Annotated in this window: 15 protein-coding genes; 4 read left to right on the plus strand and 11 right to left on the minus strand. The window is 72.3% G+C overall.

Features of this window, described 5'->3' with window-relative positions:
• Window positions 1-124: 124 nt before the first annotated feature.
• Window positions 125-2,449 (plus strand): protein kinase domain-containing protein, encoded by a 2,325-nt coding sequence (locus tag ACN6LM_RS20575; RefSeq protein WP_445066842.1) that lies wholly within the window; start codon window positions 125-127, stop codon window positions 2,447-2,449.
• A 68-nt stretch (window positions 2,450-2,517) separates the two neighbouring features.
• Here the strand turns inward: ACN6LM_RS20575 and dnaN are convergent, their stop codons facing one another.
• The 4 genes from dnaN to ACN6LM_RS20595 all read right to left on the minus strand — a co-directional run bounded on the left by dnaN (window position 2,518) and on the right by ACN6LM_RS20595 (window position 7,265).
• Complete coding sequence (dnaN, locus tag ACN6LM_RS20580) at window positions 2,518-3,660, minus strand: DNA polymerase III subunit beta (RefSeq protein WP_445066843.1); 1,143 nt, start codon at window positions 3,658-3,660, stop codon at window positions 2,518-2,520.
• Window positions 3,661-3,809: 149 nt separating this feature from the next.
• Complete coding sequence (locus tag ACN6LM_RS20585) at window positions 3,810-4,706, minus strand: glycoside hydrolase family 19 protein (protein WP_445066844.1); 897 nt, start codon at window positions 4,704-4,706, stop codon at window positions 3,810-3,812.
• Between the two features lie 190 nt (window positions 4,707-4,896).
• A complete protein-coding gene (locus ACN6LM_RS20590; RefSeq protein ID WP_445066845.1) occupies window positions 4,897-5,757 on the minus strand; it encodes a glycoside hydrolase family 19 protein in 861 nt (286 codons plus the stop codon).
• A 224-nt stretch (window positions 5,758-5,981) separates the two neighbouring features.
• Window positions 5,982-7,265: an adenylosuccinate synthase gene (locus ACN6LM_RS20595; protein WP_445066846.1), complete on the minus strand. Its 1,284-nt coding sequence runs from the start codon at window positions 7,263-7,265 to the stop codon at window positions 5,982-5,984.
• Between the two features lie 186 nt (window positions 7,266-7,451).
• Here ACN6LM_RS20595 and ACN6LM_RS20600 point away from each other — a divergent pair, with 186 nt between their 5' ends.
• On the plus strand, window positions 7,452-8,303 hold the full coding sequence (locus tag ACN6LM_RS20600) for a diacylglycerol kinase (RefSeq protein ID WP_445066847.1): 852 nt from the start codon (window positions 7,452-7,454) through the stop codon (window positions 8,301-8,303).
• A gap of 13 nt (window positions 8,304-8,316) precedes the next feature.
• On the opposite strand, the gene ACN6LM_RS20605 is transcribed toward ACN6LM_RS20600, so the two are convergent.
• On the minus strand, window positions 8,317-8,871 hold the full coding sequence (locus ACN6LM_RS20605; protein WP_445066848.1) for a GbsR/MarR family transcriptional regulator: 555 nt from the start codon (window positions 8,869-8,871) through the stop codon (window positions 8,317-8,319).
• A 99-nt stretch (window positions 8,872-8,970) separates the two neighbouring features.
• Between ACN6LM_RS20605 and ACN6LM_RS20610 the strand changes: the two genes are divergently transcribed.
• Together ACN6LM_RS20610 and ACN6LM_RS20615 are read left to right on the plus strand one after the other, a co-directional pair.
• Window positions 8,971-9,885, plus strand: a complete 915-nt coding sequence (locus ACN6LM_RS20610; RefSeq protein ID WP_445066849.1) for an ATP-binding cassette domain-containing protein — start codon at window positions 8,971-8,973, stop codon at window positions 9,883-9,885.
• Window positions 9,882-11,507 (plus strand): ABC transporter permease, encoded by a 1,626-nt coding sequence (locus ACN6LM_RS20615; RefSeq protein ID WP_445066850.1) that lies wholly within the window; start codon window positions 9,882-9,884, stop codon window positions 11,505-11,507. The genes ACN6LM_RS20610 and ACN6LM_RS20615 overlap by 4 nt, the downstream gene beginning before the upstream one ends.
• 42 nt (window positions 11,508-11,549) lie before the next feature.
• Here ACN6LM_RS20615 and ACN6LM_RS20620 read toward each other — a convergent pair whose 3' ends face one another.
• The 6 genes from ACN6LM_RS20620 to ACN6LM_RS20645 form a co-directional block, all read right to left on the minus strand.
• Window positions 11,550-12,773, minus strand: coding sequence for a cytochrome P450 (locus ACN6LM_RS20620; RefSeq protein ID WP_445066851.1), 1,224 nt, complete (start codon window positions 12,771-12,773; stop codon window positions 11,550-11,552).
• 100 nt (window positions 12,774-12,873) lie between these two features.
• Window positions 12,874-13,554: a response regulator gene (locus ACN6LM_RS20625; protein ID WP_445066852.1), complete on the minus strand. Its 681-nt coding sequence runs from the start codon at window positions 13,552-13,554 to the stop codon at window positions 12,874-12,876.
• Entirely contained in the window at window positions 13,551-14,861 is a 1,311-nt protein-coding gene (locus tag ACN6LM_RS20630) for a sensor histidine kinase (protein ID WP_445066853.1), read from the minus strand. Before ACN6LM_RS20630 ends, ACN6LM_RS20625 begins: the two co-directional genes overlap by 4 nt.
• A 96-nt stretch (window positions 14,862-14,957) precedes the next feature.
• Window positions 14,958-15,833 (minus strand): alpha/beta hydrolase family protein, encoded by an 876-nt coding sequence (locus tag ACN6LM_RS20635; protein ID WP_445066854.1) that lies wholly within the window; start codon window positions 15,831-15,833, stop codon window positions 14,958-14,960.
• Window positions 15,834-16,019: 186 nt separating this feature from the next.
• On the minus strand, window positions 16,020-17,216 hold the full coding sequence (kynU, locus tag ACN6LM_RS20640) for a kynureninase (RefSeq protein WP_445066855.1): 1,197 nt from the start codon (window positions 17,214-17,216) through the stop codon (window positions 16,020-16,022).
• Window positions 17,209-18,057 (minus strand): tryptophan 2,3-dioxygenase family protein, encoded by an 849-nt coding sequence (locus ACN6LM_RS20645; protein WP_445066856.1) that lies wholly within the window; start codon window positions 18,055-18,057, stop codon window positions 17,209-17,211. Before ACN6LM_RS20645 ends, kynU begins: the two co-directional genes overlap by 8 nt.
• Window positions 18,058-18,144: the final 87 nt, after the last annotated feature.

Consider the following 18,144-nt stretch of genomic DNA (forward strand, 5'->3'; position numbering starts at 1 on the left):
GGTTCCGGGTCACCTTAGACCGGGGTCGCACCGGTCCTGAGCCCCGGAGGGGCCCGGCGCCGCGATCCACGCCGCTATTCTCGTCCCCGTCCGGCGTGTTGTCGTACGGGGGAGGCCGCACACCATGGAGAAGCTCGGGTCCACCGATCCACAGCGCATCGGCGCCTACCGCCTGCTCGGGCGGCTCGGCGCGGGCGGGATGGGCCAGGTGTATCTGGCCCGGTCCGACCGCGGCCGTACGGTCGCGCTCAAGCTGGTCCGCGAGGAGCTGGCCGCGCAGCAGGAATTCCGCGACCGGTTCCGTCAGGAGGTGCGGGCCGCTCGCCGGGTGGGTTCCGCGTGGACCGCGCCCGTCCTGGACGCCGACACCGAGGCCGACGTCCCGTGGGTCGCCACCGGGTATGTGGCGGGTCCCTCCCTGCACGCCACCGTCTCGGGCGGGCCGGCCACCGCATCCGGCCCGTACCCCGGCGCCTACGGTCCTCTGCCGGAGCGGTCCGTCCGCGTTCTCGGCTCCGGTCTGGCTCACGCCCTGAAGGCCATCCACACGGCCGGCCTCATCCACCGGGACCTGAAGCCCTCCAACATCCTGCTCACGATCGACGGCCCGCGCGTCATCGACTTCGGGATAGCGAGGGCCCTGGACACCATCACCGACGGCGGCCTCACCCGCACCGGCGCCCTCGTCGGCACACCCGGGTTCATGTCGCCGGAACAGGTGCGGGGCGAGCGGGTCAGCGCGGCCAGTGACGTGTTCTGCCTGGGGTCGGTGCTGACGTACGCCCTGACCGGGAGGCTCCCCTTCGGCGCCGCGGCCAACGAGATGCACGCCCTGTTGTTCCGCATCGCGCAGGAGGACCCGGACCTGACCGGGGTCACGCCCGGGCTCGACGACCTGATTCGCGGCTGCCTCCACAAGGACCCGCAGGCCCGGCCGTCCACGGACGACATCCTGGCGCTCCTGGCCGACGACGACAGCGGCGCGGAGCCCTGGCTCCCCGGTGCCCTCCTCGCCCAGCTCGGCCGCCACGCCGTGGGTCTGCTCGACTCGGAGGATCCCGAGGACGCGGTGCCGGTCGACGCAGCGGTCCCGGCGGGCACAGCGGTGCCGGCCGACGCCGCGGTCCCGGCCGACGCCGCGGTCCCGGCCGACGCAGCGGTGCCAGGTGGCGGGATGCCCGTCGCTGCGGGGTGCGGTGACGCGCCGGACGACGCGGTGCCGGCCGACGCGGTGCCGGCCGACAGCGTGCCGACGGACGCCGTGCCGGGGCCGGCCAGGGTCACGGGCCCCGCCCCGACTCCCGGCGCCGGGCAGCCGCAGGGTGCGGTCCCCCTCACCAAGCCGGGCGCCCCCGCCGGCGCGGTGAGCGGCGCCCCGTCCGACACTCCCCCCGGCGCTGTGTCCGGCGCCCCGTCCGGCCCGGGCGCCGAACCTGCCGCCGAGCCGGCGACCGAGGTCCTCGACGCTCCCACCGGTCCGACCGCCCCGCTGCCGTCCCCCGGACAGCCCGGGTCCGGCCCCGGCCACGCGCTCCCCACCGCGGGCCCCGGCGCGGCCGGTCCCGCCGCCGCGCCGCCGAGCGGGCCGCCCCCGGCCGCCCCGCCACCCGGCTACGGCTACCCGCATCAGGCCGCCCAGCCGCAGCAGGTCCAGGGCTACGGCCACCCGCAGCAGGCCGCCCCCGGCCCGGGATACGGCTATCCGCAGCAGCCCGACCAGGGCCAGGCATACGGCTACCCCCAGCAGCCGAGCCCGGACCACGGCTATCCGTACGGCTACCCGCCGCAGCCCGGCCAGGGCGCCACTCCCCCGTACGGCCCCGGGTACCCCACCGCCGCCCAGCATCCGGCCCCCGCTCCCGGACCGGCCCGCAGGAGCAGCGGCTCGACCATCGCGCTGATCCTCGTCGCCGTGCTGGTCGCCGTAGGCGCCGGCGGGTCCGTCTACGCCCTCATGAACGACAAGGGCGGCACGCCCACGGCCGGGCCCACCCACTCGGCCGGGCCCAGTCCGTCCCGGGCCATCGACGAGTCCCCCTCCCCCGACGTCTCCCCGGACCCCTCGCCCGACGACGGGGAAAACGGCGACGGCGGCATCCCCGACGGCTACCTGGGCTCTTGGTCCGGCAGCATCGACAACGACACCGGCCACTCCACACGTGAACTCGTCATCCGCCAGGGCGAGGCGGGCGACACGGTCCTCACCCTGACCGCCGAGGGCCCCCTCGCCGACGGCGGCACCTACCACTGCGTCTTCGAGGCGCCCCTGACCGCCGCGGCCGCCGAGGGCGAGTCCGTCAGCATCGGCCCCTCCACCGTGACGGAGGGGGAGCCTGCGGCTTCCTGCTCCCCGGGCGCTCCGACGACGCTCACCCTGCTCCCGGACGGGAGTCTGAGCCGTGAGAACACGTCGAGCGGTGAGAAGCTCACGTACACGAAGTCCGGCTGACGCACCGGGCCGGGCGGGACCGCCGGTGCGCGCGCACGGCCGCCCGCTGCCCTGCCCCGCCGCCGGTTTCACTGGATCAGCGGCCGGAGCGACATGAGCAGGTGCTGGTGGACCGTGTCCCCCACCCCGTCCGCCGCTGCCGCCGCTTCCTCGTGGTTCCGGTGCCCGGTGATCATGGCGCGCTGCCCCTGGCCCATGAGCTGGAACCGGAGCACCGGGCTGTCGAACGTGGCCAGCGCGTCCATCAGGTAGGAAGGGTTGAACCCCACGGCGATCTCATCGGCGCCCAGGAGCCCGGCGGGCAGGCGCTGGGACGCCACGTCGTCCTCGTACCCGGCCTGGAGCAGGACGGAGTCCCCGGTGAACACGAACTGGAGCGGGCTGTCGCCGTCCGCCACGACCGCGACCCGCTTCACCGCCTCCACCAGCGGTTCGCGCTCGGTCACCGCCTTGACCGGACCGCTCAGCACGAACAGCTTGTCGTGGCGCGGGAGCCGGCCGTCGAGCAGCCGGACCGTGGTGCGCATGCCCTCCCGTTCGAAGCCCGCCGAACCGCTGTCCAGGGCGAGGCGGACCGTGCCGGGGCGGGCGCCGACCGAGCGGGCGATCTCGCTGAGCCGACGGGCCGAGACGACGACGTCGGCGGTGGTGCCGTGGCCCGAGGGCCGCCAGTCGAGCGTACGGACGGCGAAGCGGTAGCGGTCGGTGGCCGCGAGGGTCATCCGCTCGCCGTCGAGCGCCAGGCGGATTCCGGTGAGCGTGGGGAGGGTGTCGTCCCGGCCGGCGGCCACCGACACGTCGGCGACGGCTGCCGCGAACTCCTGCCCGTCCACCTCACCGAGTATCTCGGGCAGCGGCGGCAGCGCGGGATAGTCGTCCAGCGGCAGGACGGACAGACCGAATCCGGCGCCGCCGCCCGTCACCGTGAACCGTGAGCCCTCAACCGCGCATTCCACCGGCCCTTCGGGCAGCACCTTGCACACGTCGAGCAGCCGGCGGCCCATGACCAGGACCTTCCCGGGCCGTTCGGTCCGCGCCGCGACCTCGATACGGGCGGATGCCTCGTAGTCCAGGCCGGAGATGCTCAGTCTGCCGTCCGTCGCCTCCAGCAGCAGACCACCCAGGACGGGCACGGGCGACCTGGTGGGCAGAACGCGGGCGGCCCAGGCGACGGCATCCGCCAGCTCGCCTCGTTCGATCCGGAACTCCATCGTGATGACCTCTCCTCGTGCGCCGACCGCCTGCGGTCCCGATGCTTGCGACGTTAGAGGCGACCACTGACAACGAGGTGGGGGACGCCTCCGTCCGCAAGGCCGGAGGCGTCCCCCACACGAGTGAAGTTGCCGGGTGAAAGCGCTGGTCAGCAGCTCAAGTTGGAACCGGGCGTGGTGCCGAGGATCTGCACGAACGCCTGGTACTTGTCGATACGGCTCTGGACCTGGGCGGGGTTGCCGCCGTTGCACTCGATCGAGCCGTTGATGGAGCGGATCGTCTCACCGAAGCCGGCGCCGTTCACCATGGCGTTGTGGGCGGTCATGGTGCCGGGGCCGTTCTGGGTGTTCCAGTACCAGAGGCCGGTCTTCCAGGCCACGGCGGCGTCGGTCTGCACCAGGTTCGGGTTGTGGAGCAGGTCGATGCCCAGCGCGTCGCCCGCGGCCTTGTAGTTGAAGTTCCAGCTGAGCTGGATCGGACCGCGCCCGTAGTACGCGGCCTGGCCCGCCGGGCACCCGTAGGGCTGGCTGCTGTCGCAATAGTGGGGGTAGTTGGCGGTGTTCTGCTCGACGATGTACACCAGTCCGCCGGTCTCGTGGCTGACGTTGGCGAGGAAGGCCGCGGCCTCCTGCCTCTTCACGGTGTCACTGCCGGTGTTGGCGAAGCCCGGATAGGCGTCCAGCGCGGCGACCAGCCCGCTGTACGTATAGAAGGAACTGCGGCCGGGGAACATCTGGTTGAACTGCGCCTCGCTGACCACGAAGCCGGAGGACGAGCCCGGGCCGCCCGGGTCGGTGCCGCCTCCGCTTCCGCAGGCGCCCTGGTCGGCCCAGACGTCCGAGCTGCCCGGTTTCTCGTTCAGCGTCCACCACTTGGCGGTCCAGTTGTGCCCGTTGTACGAGGCGGAGCCGCCGCCCGTGTACACGGACGAGGCGTTCCACGCGACCGCGCAGTCGGCGGCCGAGGCGGTGGTGGCGGGGAGTACGACGAGCCCTGCGACGACCGCGCCCAGCGCGGCGAGCAGGCCCATGATGCGTCGGAACATCTGCACACTCCTTCGTCGCGGCGCACCGGTCGTCGCGGCACACCGCTGTGGGGGGTTGCCGCCACTCAAGCGCGGTTGGTCTGGACCTGTCAAGGTCTAGACCAAAAGAACGGACCCTCTTCGACCGCGAGGGCCCCGGGGCCCTGCTCACGATTCGCCGATCGCACCGGCCCCGGGCCCCGATGGCGCGTCAGCAGGTGAGATGTGAGCCCGGGTTGACGCCGACGACCTCCGTGATGTGCTCGTACTTGGCCGCCCGGGCCTGCACCGAGCCGGGGTTTCCGCCGTTGCACTCCAACGAGCCGTTGAGCGAGCGGATCGTCTCGCCGAAGCCGGCCCCGCCGACCATGGCGTCGTGGGAGGTCATGGTTCCGGGACCGTTCTGGGTGTTCCAGTACCAGAGGGCGGTCTGCCAGGCGACGGACGGATCACGCTCCACCAGCCAGGGGTCGTTGAGCAGGTCGAGGCCGAGCGCGTCCCCCGCCGCCTTGTAGTTGAAGTTCCAGCTGAACATGATCGGGCCGCGTCCGTAGTAGGCGGACTGGCCGGCCGGACAGCCGAACGGCCGGCTGTAGTCGCACTTGATCCAGTAGTTGGCCTCGTTGATCTCCTTCACGTACCGCAGGCCGACCGACTCGAAGTCGGCATGCGTCAGGAACGCCGCGGCCTCCCGGCTCCTGGTCTCCTCGGTACCGGTGTTGGCGAAACGGGGATACGCGTGCAGCGAGTCGATCAGGCCCTGGTAGGTGTAGAAGGGGTCGCGCTCGGGGAAGATCTCGTCGAACTCCGCCTCACTGATGACGAAGTCGGAAACCCCTCCCGTACAGGCGCCCGCGTCGGCCCAGGCGGTGGTGGCGCCCGGATTCTCGTTCCGCGTCCACCACTTCGCCGTCCAGTTGCGGCCGTGGTGCGAGACCGCGCCGCCCGCCGTGTAGGCGGTCGAGGAGTTCCACAGGGGTGCGCACGGCGCGGAGCCTGCGGCGTCCGATGCGGCCGGTGCGGCGGTGGCGATGCCGGGCAGGAAGGCTGCCGTGGCGACGACCGCGCTCACTACGGTCAGGATGCTCTTGATGCGGTTCAGCGCTGCTCACTCCTTCGACGAGGACGGGCATGGAGCGCCGCACACCTCGGCGGGCAGGCCGTGCGGACGTCCCTGCACCCAACCGCCGCTGGTCTGGACCTGTCAAGGTCTAGACCAGCCGACCGCGTTGAGCGCGCACATGCCGGAGGGCCGGGGCTCAACCGCCGCCCCGGCCCTCCTGTGCACCCGTACGACTACAGGAACGAGTTGATCTCGATGGTCTCGGTACGGCCGGGGCCGACGCCGATCGCGGAGATCGGGGCGCCGGACATCTCCTCCAGCGCCTTCACGTACGCCTGCGCGTTCTTCGGCAGGTCGGCGAACGTCTTCGCCTTGGTGATGTCCTCGGACCAGCCCGGCAGCATCTCGTAGACCGGCTTCGCGTGGTGGAAGTCGGTCTGGTTGTACGGGAGCTCCTCGACGCGCTTGCCGTCGATCTCGTACGCCACGCACACCGGGATCTGCTCCCAGCCGGTCAGCACGTCCAGCTTGGTGAGGAAGAAGTCGGTGAGGCCGTTGACCCGGGTCGCGTACCGCGCGATGACCGCGTCGAACCAGCCGCACCGGCGGTCACGGCCGGTGGTGACACCGCGCTCGCCGCCGATCCGGCGCAGCGCCTCGCCGTCCTCGTCGAGCAGCTCCGTCGGGAACGGACCGGCGCCGACGCGGGTGGTGTACGCCTTGAGGATGCCGATGACGCGGCTGATCTTGGTCGGGCCGACTCCGGCACCGGTGCAGGCGCCGCCCGCGGTCGGGTTCGAGGAGGTCACGAACGGGTACGTGCCGTGGTCGACGTCGAGCAGCGTGCCCTGGCCGCCCTCGAACAGGACGACCTTGCCCGCGTCGATGGCGTTGTTCAGGACGAGCGTCGTGTCGGCCACGTAGGGCTTGAGCTGCTCCGCGTACTGGAGCATGTCCTCGACGACCTTGCCGGCCTCGATGGCGCGCCGGTTGAAGACCTTGGCCAGAAGCTGGTTCTTCTGCTCCAGGGCCGCCTCGACCTTCTGCTCCAGGATCGACTCGTCGTAGAGGTCCTGGACGCGGATGCCGACCCGGTTGATCTTGTCGGCGTACGTCGGGCCGATACCGCGCCCGGTGGTGCCGATCTTGCGCTTCCCGAGGAACCGTTCCGTCACCTTGTCGACGGTGACGTTGTACGGGGTGATCAAATGAGCGTTGCCGCTGATCAGCAGCTTCGACGTGTCCACGCCGCGGTCGTTCAGCCCACTCAGCTCGGAGAGCAGGACCGCCGGGTCGACGACGACACCATTACCGATGACCGGGGTACATCCCGGTGACAGGATGCCGGAGGGGAGGAGATGCAGTGCGTACTTCTGGTCACCGACGACCACCGTGTGGCCGGCGTTGTTGCCGCCCTGGTAGCGCACCACATAGTCCACGGATCCACCGAGGAGGTCGGTGGCCTTTCCCTTGCCCTCGTCACCCCACTGAGCACCGAGCAGCACAAGTGCGGGCACAGGCGTACACCCCTTCCGGGCGGGGCATGTCCAAGGTCAGGGGGCGTACGAAAACGCCGTGCATGCCGTACGTCGTTGTACGACACAGTCCGAACCGTCGAACCGGGTGCCCCGGAATAGACGAAACCCCTGGCGCAATAGCGCAAGGGGCTCTTGCACCAAGATGCTACCCGAGGAAGGACCGAGGTGTCGGCTGCCCAGCCCCCCGGTAACGGTGCGCCCCACCTGCTGGTGGTGATCGATCCGGTCGCCCGCCGGACGGACGGCGAGTCCGTCCGCATCGCGAAGGACGTGCTGAGCGCGGGCTCGCACGCCAAGATCTGCCTCCCGGACAGCCCCGGGGAATTCGCCCGGGCCCTGTCCCGCCGGGGCGGCCGGCGGCCGGTGGTGATCGGCGACGACCGGGCGCTCCGGCGCGCCGTGTCTCTGCTGCACCGGGAGCGGGAGCCCGCCATGAGCGCGCTGTCTCTCGTTCCCGTCGGCGCGTCGGGCGCGCTGGAACTCGCCCACTCGCTCGGCGTGCCGAACGGCGCCGTGGCAGCGGCGCGCACAGCGCTGGACGGGGCGGTGCGGCGCCTCGACCTGCTCGTCGACGACAGCGACGGTGTGGTCCTCGGCGCACTGCGCATCCCCGCGCTGAACGGAGCCCCGGGGGCGGGAGCCGACCACTCGGGCGTCTCCTCCGTCTGGGACGCCTGCCGCTCGCTGGTCCGCACCCTGGTGCGCCCAGCGCCTCCGGAACCGCCGGCCGTGCCACCGACCCACCGGCTGCGCGTGGAGGCCGACGGCGTCGTGCTGAACGACCTCGACCGCCCGGTCGCCTCCGTGACGGTGACGTCGGGCTGTGGCGACGACGGCTTGGCCGCCGTGACGATCGACGCTCCGGACACCGCCCCGGTCACCACGGAGGCGAAGGCGGTCACCGTCTCGGGTGCGGACTTCCGTTACCGGGCGGACATACAGGTCGCGGGGCCGGTGCGGACCCGGACGTGGACGGTCCGGGCGGGGGCCTGGGGGCTGATGCTCCCGGCCGGATAGCGGGTGCGGGTGCTCAGGTGCCCGCGCCGGTACTGCCCGCCGGCAGGTCGAGGGTCTTGCGGTGCTCCTCCCAGCGGCCCATCAGCCCCTCCAGCTCCACCTGCAGGAACTCGAAGAACGCCGCCGTCTCGGCGATCCGGGCGCCGGCCGGGGTGTGCTCGCCGAGGGTGCGCGCGCCTTCCCTGAGGGTGCGCTCCCAGCGAATGAGGACCTGGTCGCGGCCGGCGAAGGTGGTGTACCAGATCTCGTTGTGCAGGCGGTACCGGTCGCGACGCGAGCCCGGTTCGCGTTCGCGGCCGACCATGCTGACCTGCGTGAGGTAGTTGATCGCGCCGGATACGGCCGCGGGACTGATCTGCAGGGCCAGCGCGAGCTCCGCCGAGGTCATCGAGGCGTCGTCGTCCGCGAGCAGGGCCGCGAAGACGCGCGAGGCCATGCGCTGCATCCCCGCCTCGGTCATCTCGGACGCGAACCGCTCCACGAACCGCGCGACCGCCTCGGCGTCCCGGTCCCCCGGGCTCCGGACCGCGCCATCGACCGCGCTCTCCTCCGCGGATTCGCCGCTCATCCCGCTCCTCTTCCTCCGTGCGCCACTGCAGGTCACTCCTTCGAGTTTATACGCTTCCTTAACTTCACAAAGTTGTGAAAGTAGCGTACGTTCAAAATCATGACGAAGGCAATCACCGTGGCCGGACTGTGCAAATCGTTCGGCCGGACGCAGGCGCTGGACGGGCTCGACCTGGCCGTCGAGACCGGTGAGGTCCACGGCTTCCTCGGGCCGAACGGGTCGGGGAAGTCCACCGCCATCCGGGTCCTGCTGGGGCTGCTCAGAGCCGACTCCGGTGCGGCCCAGCTGCTCGGCCGCGACCCCTGGCACGACGCGGTCGAGCTGCACCGGCGCGTGGCGTACGTCCCCGGGGACGTCACGCTGTGGCGCAACCTCTCCGGCGGCGAGGTGATCGACCTGTACGGGCGGCTGCGCGGCGGCCTCGACGAGGCCCGGCGCGCGGACCTCGTGGACCGCTTCGAGCTCGACCCGACGAAGAAGGGCCGGACGTATTCCAAGGGCAACCGGCAGAAGGTGGCCCTGGTCGCCGCTTTCGCGTCGGACGTCGACCTGCTGATCCTGGACGAGCCGACCAGCGGGCTCGACCCGCTGATGGAGGAGGTGTTCCAGCGCTGCGTGGCGGAGGAGCGTGCGCACGGCCGGACGGTGCTGCTGTCCAGCCACATTCTGAGCGAGGTCGAATCGCTCTGCGACCGGGTCAGCATCATCCGCCAGGGCAGGACGGTGGAGACCGGTTCACTGGCGGACATGCGTCATCTGACACGGACGCACATCAGCGCCGAGCTGATACGCGATCCGGACGGCCTGGCACGGCTCCCCGGGATCCATGACCTCGATATCGAAGGGCGGCGGGTCTCGCTCCAAGTGGACACGGACCGATTGGACGCCGTCCTCAAGGTCCTTTCCTCGTCCGGCGTCCGTTCGCTGACGTGCACCCCGCCCACGCTGGAGGAGCTCTTCCTCCGGCACTACGCGGGAGACGCTGAGCAGTCGTCGGAGGTGGTGGCGCGATGACCGCCGTCTCCCTCGGAGCGAAGACCGGTGTGCGACGCCGGGCGTCCACCGGTCAGCTCACCGGCACCTGGACCCTGCTGAGGCTCGCCCTGCGGCGCGACCGCATCGTCATTCCCGTCTGGGTGCTCGTCCTCGGCGGCTCCTTCTCCTCGGTCGGTACGTCCATCTCGTCGCTCTACGGAACGCCGGCCCAGCGAGCCGAGCTCGCCGCGTCGATGAACGGCAACAGTTCGGTGCGGGCGATGTACGGGCCCGTGTTCGACGACTCCGTCGGTGGGCTGGTCAGCTGGCGCATGATCGCCTTCGGCGCGGCGCTGGCAGCGGTGATGAGTCTGGTCGTCGTGGTGCGCCACACCCGCGAGGAGGAGGAGACGGGCCGTCAGGAGATGCTGTCGTCGGCGAGGGTCGGCCGCCGTGCCCCGCTCACCGCCGCACTGCTCGCGGCTGTGCTCGCCAATGCCGGCCTGGCCCTGGTGATCACAGCCGGCATGGCCGGCTCGGGTGCGGGGGGCGCGGGGGCGGTGGCGCTCGCGTCGGCCGTCGCCGGGGTCGGTGTGCTGTTCGCCTGTACGGCCGCGATCGCCGCTCAGTTCACGGAGAGCGGGCGCCTCGCCAAGGGGGTCACGGCGGCGGTGGTGGGTGCTGCGTTCGTCCTGAAGGCGGCGGGCGACTCGGCCACGGACGACGGCTCCTCCCTCCTCACCTGGCTCTCCCCGCTCGGCTGGGCGGAGAATGTCCGGCCGTACGCGGACGAGCGGTGGTGGGTGCTCCTCGTGTTCGCCGGCGCGGTGGCGGCGCAATGCCTCGTGGCGTACGTGCTGACCGGGCGCCGGGATGTCGGCATGAGCTTCCTGGCCGCGCGTCCGGGGCCGTCGCGGGGCCGGATGTCCACCGCCTGGGGCCTCGCGATACGTCTGCAACGCGGCGCGCTCCTGGGGTGGACGGTGTCCTTCGGCGTGGTCGGGTTCGTCTTCGGTGGACTGGCCGGCGGGGCGGCGGACCTGGTCGGGGACAGCGAGAAGGCCCGGGAGATCTTCGAGCGGATGGGCGGGCAGTCCGGCCTCACCGATGCCTTCCTCGCCTCGATGGTCTCCGTGCTCGGCACAGTCGCCGCTCTGTACATCGCCGCGTCGGTGCTCCGGCTGCACGGTGAGGGGACCGCCGGCCGCGCGGAGCCGGTGCTCGCGGGCGGGGTCGGCCGGCTCCGCTGGGCGGGGGGCCATCTGTCCATCGCCTTCGGCGGCGCGGCCCTGATCATGACGGCCGGTGGTCTCGGTCTGGCGGCGGGATACGGTCACGCGCTTCCGGCCGTGCTCGGCGCCTGCCTGGTGCAACTGCCCGCCGTCTGGCTGCTCGGCGGGGTCACGGCCCTGCTCCATGGGGCGATACCGAAGGCGGCTCCGGCGAGCTGGGGCGTGGTGGGGCTCTGCCTGGCGCTCGGCTGGATCGGGCCCGCCCTGGACCTGCCGCAGCCGGTGATGGACGCGTCGCCGTTCACACATCTGCCGAAGCTGCCCGGAGCGGGGATGGAGTGGGGGCCGGTGACGCTCCTCACCGTGATGTCGGCGGTGCTGGTGACCGCGGCCCTGGCGGCGCTGCGCCGCCGGGATCTGGTGACCTGAGGCGATGCGGGCGGGCGCGCGGGAAGGCCGCCCGCCACGGCCTCACACCTCTACCCGCAACTCCTTCAGGCCCCTGATGACGTAGCCCGGGTTCCACTCGGGCTCGGCGGCCAGTCGCAGTCCGGGTGCCTTGCGCAGCAGCTCACCGAAGGAGGCGGCCAGCTCGACCCGGGCGAGCGGGGCGCCCAGGCAGAAGTGGATGCCGGCGCCGAAGGTGATGTGCGGGTTCTCCCGCCGGGCGAGGTCCAGGGTGTCCGGGGCCGCGAAGCGAGCGGGGTCGCGGTTGGCGGAGCCGAAGAGCAGTGCCACCTCGGAGCCCCGTGGGATGACCGTGCCGTCGATCTCGATGTCGTCCAGGACCCAGCGCTCGAACATCTGGAGGGGGGTGTCGTACCGCATCAGTTCTTCGAGCGCCGTGGGCAGAAGCCCGTGGTCGGCGCGGAGGGCGGCCAGTTGCCCGGGGTGGCGCAGCAGCGTCCACCAGCCGTTGACCGTGGTGTTGACGGTCGCCTCGTGCCCTGCATTCAGGAGGAGGACGCAGGTGGAAACCATCTCCTGCTCGGTCAGCCGCTCGCCCTCGTCGTGGGCGGCGACGAGGGCGGAGACGAGGTCGGTGCCCGGGTGCGCGCGTCGCTCGGCGATCAGCTCGCGCAGATACGCGGAGAATTCGAGGGAGGCACGGACGGCGGCGCGGGCGGTGTCCTCCGACGGGTTGAGCTCGAACATCCCGCAGATTGCCGCGGACCAGGGTCGCAGCGGGGCACGGTCGGACTCCGGGATACCGAGCATCTCGGCGATCACGGCGACGGGCAGCGGCTCGGCGACGGCCGCCAGCAGGTCTCCCCCGCCCTGCTCGACGAAGTCGTCCACGAGTCCGGCGGCCAGCCGCTGGACGGTGGGGACGAGCTGTTCGACGGTGCGCGGGGTGAACGCCTTGGACACCAGGCGCCTGATGCGGGTGTGGTCCGGCGGTTCGAGGTCCAGCAGCCCTTGCCCGTTGAGCGTCTCGAACGGCTCGTGCTCCAGGGGCGGCGGTGTCCGGCCGAACTCCTCGTGCGTGAACCGGTGGAGGTAGGTCCGCCCCAACCGCCGGTCACGCAGGAGAGCCGACACGTCGGCGTGGTGCGGGACGAGCCACTGGTCGGTCGCTTCGAAGTAGTGCGCCCGGCCGGTGGCCCGCAGCTCGGCATAGGCGGGGTACGGGTCGGCGACGAACGCCGCCGACCAGGGGTCGAACGGGGCGGGGGAGGTGCTGCGCTGGTCCATGGACCGACGCTAACCGGGCCGCCCACGACGGGCCAGTCCCGCCGTGACCGCAGGGGGAGGGCCCGGCCCCGGGGGCGGGTGTCCCCCGGGATCACGGTGCTCAGGAAGGGGTGACCAGGCGGGCCTCGTAGGCGAAGACGGCAGCCTGGGTGCGGTCGCGGAGGCCGAGTTTGACCAGGATGCGGCTCACGTGGGTCTTGATGGTCGACTCGGCGACGACGAGGTGTCCGGCGATCTCCGCGTTCGACAGGCCCTGGGCGATGAGGACGAGCACCTCCGTCTCCCGCTCGGTGAGCTCGCCGACCCGGGCCAGGGCCGGAGGGCGGGGAGCGGAGGCGAGTCTGGAGAACTCGGTGATCAGGCGCCGGGTCACGGTGGGGGCCAGCAGCGCCTCGCCGGAGGCGACCACACGTACGCCGTCGGCGAGCTGGCGGGCCGAGGCGTCCTTGAGGAGGAAGCCGGAGGCCCCCGCGCGCAGGGCCTGGTAGACGTATTCGTCGAGGTCGAAGGTGGTGAGGACCAGGACCTTCGCGTTGGCGTCCGCGGCGACGATCTCGCGGGTCGCGTCGATGCCGTTGAGCTCCGGCATGCGGATGTCCATGAGCACGACGTCGGGGTGGAGCGCGGCGACCTGGGAGACGGCCTCGCGGCCGTTCACCGCCTCGCCGACGACCTCGATACCCGGCATGGCGTTGAGCAGGACCGAGAAGCCCTCGCGGACCATCATCTGGTCGTCGACGATCAGGACCCGGATGGGCGGGGCGGCGGGCTGCGTCGTCATACCTGCTCCTTGAAAGTGCCGGACGCTCCGGGCGCCGTCTGCTGGGCCGGGATGAAGGCCGTGACCTCGTAGCCGCCCTCCTCGGTGGCCTCGGCGGTCATCTCGCCGTTCAGCATCGCCACCCGTTCCCGCATCCCGGTGATTCCGTGACCGGCACCCGGCGACGGCTTCACCGGAGCGGTCGGCGGGCCGTTGACCACGCGCAGGCCCAGCCCGCCGAGGACGTAGCCGATCTCGACCCTGGCCGTGGCGCCCGGGGCGTGCCGCAGGCTGTTGCTGAGGGCTTCCTGGATGATCCGGTACGCCGACAGCTCGACGCCCTGGGGCAGTTCGCGGACCGCGCCGGTCACCGCCTTCTCCGTCGTCAGGCCCGCGTCCCCGACGTTGGCGAGCAGCCGGTCGAGGTCGGCGAGGGTGGGCTGCGGCGCGTCCGGTGCCTCGTAGTCGTCGGCCCGGACGACACCGAGCACCCGGCGCAGCTCGGTGAGCGCGGCCACGGCGTTCTCCCGGATCGTGACGAACACCTGCTCCAGCTCCGGCGGCGGGTTCTCCACCCGGTACGGGGCGGCCTCGGCCTGGATGGCGACGACGGACATGTGGTGGGCGACCACGTCGTGGAGTTCGCGCGCGATCGTGGTGCGCTCCTCCAGCAGCGTGCGCCGGTCGCGCTCGACGGCGGTGACGGTGCGCTGCACGGTGACCTCGCGCTGCGCCTCCCGCCGGACCTGGACCATGCTCACCACGAGCAGCGCGAACGCCGAGACCACCGCCATGCCCGCGGTGTTCGGGCCGCCGGCCCCGCCGGTGACGACACCCTCCACGACGAGGCCGAGCAGCAGCGTGAGCGCCCACATCCAGGCGGCGGTACGCGGCCGGGTCCTGGCCGCGACGACGAACAGCACCACCAGATGGGAGAGGAAGACGCTCGGCGCCCACGGCTCGTAGCCGCCCACCACCACGCTCACGGGCACCAGCACCATCGACATCCAGAACGCCCCGACCGGCCTGATCAGCGTCATCGCCACACAGGCGGCGGGCAGCAGCCCGGACAGCAGGACGCCGGCGTTGCCGGTCGCGGTGAACCCCGCCATGAAGGTGATCAGCGCGGCGCCCAGCACGGCCGCGTGCGGGGCCCACGCGGCCCGTGCCGCGAGCCGCTTCGGCAGCCGCCTGGTCAGAGGGCCGCCCGTGCGCATCGGTGACATCGGCCGGTAGGCGAAGGCGTCCTCGAAGAGGTCGTCCCGGAGGTCGTTCGTCGCACGCGCGGCGAGCAGGAGCTCCGGGCTTCTGGTCTTGGTCTCGGTCACGCCTCCACGGTAGGCGGGGCGGCGGGCCGGGTCGTCAGCAGTGATGCGGATTCCCGGCCGTCCGTCGCAAGTACTACGCGCGCCCGCCGCGACGCCCTACCAGGCGAGCTGGGCGATCTCCTCCGCGACCACCGCGCACGCGTCGGCGGCCGGGTCGATCAGAGGGAAATGGCCGACGTCCGGCAGCAGGGTCAGCCCCACCGTCTCGCCCTCCTTCGCCGCCGCGTCCACGAACGCCTCGGAGACGGCCGCCGGGACCGTGAGGTCCGTCGTGCCCTGGACGACCGCGGTCGCGATGCCCGTGGGCAGCAGCCGCGCCGGGTCGGCGTGCGCACTCCGCCCGGCGAAGTCCTCCGCAGACCCCAGAAGCTGCCCGATCGCCCCCGAGCACACGTCGAGCGCCACCGCCGAGCCGAAGTCCGCGAGCGGCGCGAGCGCCACCACGCCCCGCAGTGCGGGCGGCCTCGGGAGCCGCCACGGCGATCCCTCCGGCAGTACGTGCCGGGCGGCGGCCCACAGGGCCAGCTGCCCGCCCGCCGAGTGCCCGGTGACCACGATCCGGCGGACATCCGCCGCCGGCAGCTCCCGCGCCAGCAGCTCCGGCAGCGCGTCCATCGCGGCGGCCACGTCGTCGAAGGTCTCCGGCCAGCGCCCCGCGACCGGGCCGGTCCCACGCTGCTGCGGAAGCTCGCTGCCGCGCCGGTACTCCACACTGGCCACGGCGAACCCGCGCCGCGCCAGGAAGCCCGCGAACGGCGACACATGCGCCCGGTCGTACGGGGCCCGCCACGCACCACCGTGCAGCACGACCACGACCGGTGCTCCGGCGCGGCCCCCACGCGGGGCGTAGAAGTCGATGACCTGGTCGGGATGGCCGCCGTAGGCCGCGGACGCGTCGGGAGCGACGGCCGGATGCGAGAACGCCGACTCGGTCTCGGCGGCGTCCCGCTCGCGCGCGGCAGAATCCGACATCCCGCTCCCACCCTCCCTGTCGTCCGGCCCAACTGGCCTGACCTGCGGGGACGGTACCAGTACGGCGGCCGGCCCCGCCCACTGGGAATCCGCACCCCCGCACACCGGCCCGGGCACCACGGCCGGCCCGCAGCACGGCGCCGTCCGGTGACCGGGGCGAGCCGGTCACCGGACGGATGCGGCAGCCTACGCCGCCGGGCCGCCCAGAACCTCCGCGAGCACCCGCGCCGCGCGTTCCGCGTCCGCGAACCCCACGTACAGCGGTGTGAAACCGAAACGCAGCACATCGGGCCGGCGCAGGTCCCCGACGACACCGCGCGCGATCAGCTCGGCCATCACGGGCTCCGCGTCGTCGCACCGCAGTGCGACCTGGCTGCCCCGTTCCGCGTGGGCGGCCGGGGTTACGGAGGTGACCCGCCCTTCGGGGGCGTACGCCTCGACGCACTCCAGGAAGAAGTCCGTCAGGGCCAGGGACTTGGCCCTGACCGTCTCGATCCCGACCCCGTCCCAGACGTCGAGGGAGGCCTCCAGGGTCAGCATGGACAGGATGTCGGGCGTGCCGACCCGGGCCCGCACCGCACCGTCCGCCGGGGTGTAACCGGGCGTCATGGCGAACGGGTCGGCGTGCGACGTCCACCCCGGAAGGGGCGAGTCGAAGGACGTCTGGTGGCGCTCGGCGACGTACAGGTAGGCAGGCGAACCGGGGCCGCCGTTGAGGTACTTGTACGTGCAGCCGACGGCAAGGTCCACGCCGTGCTCGTCCAGGCCGACGGGGAGCGCGCCCGCGCTGTGGCACAGGTCCCAGACCGCGATCGCGCCCGCGGCCCGCACCGCGGCGGTCAGCCCCGGCAGGTCGTGCAGCCGGCCCGAGCGGTAGTCGACGTGGTTGAGCAGAACGGCGGCGGTCCGCGGACCGAGCGCGTCCGGCACGTCCGCGGGGTCGACCGGCACGATCCGGTGGCCGGTCATCCGGGCCGCCGAAGCGGCGATGTAGCCGTCGGTGGGGAACGTCCGCGCGTCGACCAGGATCTCGTCGCGGCCCCCCGGCGCCAGCCGGGTCGCGGCGACGAGGGCCTTGAAGACGTTCACGCTGGTCGAGTCGCCGACGACGATCTGTCCGGCCGCCGCACCGACGATCGGGGCGATGCGGTCGCCGATCCGTTCCGGCGCCGTCCACCAGCCGCTCTCGCCCCAGGACCGGATGCGCAGCTCGCCCCACTCGCGGGTGAGGACCTCCTGCACCCGGGCGGGCACGTGGCGCGGCAGCGCGCCCAGCGAGTTGCCGTCCAGGTAGACGGTGTCGTCCAGGGTGAACAGCTCGCGCAGCGGCGCGAGGGCGTCCCCGGTGTCGAGCGCCTGTGCGCGCTCCCGCAGGTCAGACATGGCTTCGGGCCGTCCAGAGCTCGGGGAACACGTTCTTCGTGGCGCGCTTCTCCAGCCAGGCCACGCCGGCCGAGCCGCCGGTGCCGGTCTTGGAGCCCATGGCCCGCCGGGTCGCGAGGAGATGGTCGTTGCGCCATCGCCACACCAGCTCGCCCACGTCGGTGAGCACCTCCCCGAGGCGGACCAGCTCGTCGTTCTGGTCCGGGTTGGCGTAGATCTCCGCCCAGACGGCCTCGACCTCGGGCGAGGGCTCGTACTTCCGGGTCAGGTCCCGGCCGAGCACCGCCTCCGGGACCGCGTGCCCGCGCCGGGCGAGCAGCGCGAGGGCCTCGTCGTACAGGCCGGGCTCCGCGAGGGCCTTCTCCAGCTCCGCGTGGACGCGGGGCGCGCCCCGGTGCGGCACCAGCATGGACGCGGACTTGTCGCCGAGCAGGAACTCCATCCGCCGGTACATCGCCGACTGGAAACCGGAACCCTCGCCGAGCGAGGACCGGTACGAGTTGAACTGGGCGGGGGTGAGCTGGGCGAGCGGCGTCCAGGAGGCGTTCAGGGCCTCCAGCTCGCGCAGTGACCGCTTCAGCGCGTCCTGCGCGACGTCCAGGCGGTCCTCGCGCATCGCGTGCGCGGCGGTCTCCCACTCATGGACGATGACGGTGAACCACAGCTCCATGACCTGGGTGGTGACCAGGAAGACCATCTCGCCGGGATCGTCCGAGCGGAGGTGCTGGAGGTGGGTCAGGACATCCGCCTGGACATAGTCCTCGTACGGAGTCGTGCCCGCGAAGTCGAGGTGCGGGGTCGCCGCACCGGTGGCTTCGGGGTCGGGGGGAATCGTCGACATCGCTGTCTCCTCGACACGAGCTTCCGGGTAGCGGTCCGCCCCTTCCCTGCGGAAGTGGAGCTCCGGTCCCCTGTTCGCATCCTAAAC

The sequence above is a fragment of the Streptomyces sp. SAS_281 genome (genome assembly GCF_052542855.1).

What these genes read in the sequence shown, in the direction of transcription:
- ACN6LM_RS20625 (WP_445066852.1), bottom strand. Translation starts at nt 13,554, where the DNA reads ATGACGACGCAGCCCGCCGCCCCGCCCATCCGGGTCCTGATCGTCGAC.
- ACN6LM_RS20645 (WP_445066856.1), bottom strand. Translation starts at nt 18,057, where the DNA reads ATGTCGACGATTCCCCCCGACCCCGAAGCCACCGGTGCGGCGACCCCG.
- ACN6LM_RS20635 (WP_445066854.1), bottom strand. Translation starts at nt 15,833, where the DNA reads ATGTCGGATTCTGCCGCGCGCGAGCGGGACGCCGCCGAGACCGAGTCG.
- ACN6LM_RS20620 (WP_445066851.1), bottom strand. Translation starts at nt 12,773, where the DNA reads ATGGACCAGCGCAGCACCTCCCCCGCCCCGTTCGACCCCTGGTCGGCG.
- dnaN (WP_445066843.1), bottom strand. Translation starts at nt 3,660, where the DNA reads ATGGAGTTCCGGATCGAACGAGGCGAGCTGGCGGATGCCGTCGCCTGG.
- ACN6LM_RS20615 (WP_445066850.1), top strand. Translation starts at nt 9,882, where the DNA reads ATGACCGCCGTCTCCCTCGGAGCGAAGACCGGTGTGCGACGCCGGGCG.
- ACN6LM_RS20610 (WP_445066849.1), top strand. Translation starts at nt 8,971, where the DNA reads ATGACGAAGGCAATCACCGTGGCCGGACTGTGCAAATCGTTCGGCCGG.
- ACN6LM_RS20605 (WP_445066848.1), bottom strand. Translation starts at nt 8,871, where the DNA reads ATGAGCGGCGAATCCGCGGAGGAGAGCGCGGTCGATGGCGCGGTCCGG.
- ACN6LM_RS20585 (WP_445066844.1), bottom strand. Translation starts at nt 4,706, where the DNA reads ATGTTCCGACGCATCATGGGCCTGCTCGCCGCGCTGGGCGCGGTCGTC.
- ACN6LM_RS20575 (WP_445066842.1), top strand. Translation starts at nt 125, where the DNA reads ATGGAGAAGCTCGGGTCCACCGATCCACAGCGCATCGGCGCCTACCGC.
- kynU (WP_445066855.1), bottom strand. Translation starts at nt 17,216, where the DNA reads ATGTCTGACCTGCGGGAGCGCGCACAGGCGCTCGACACCGGGGACGCC.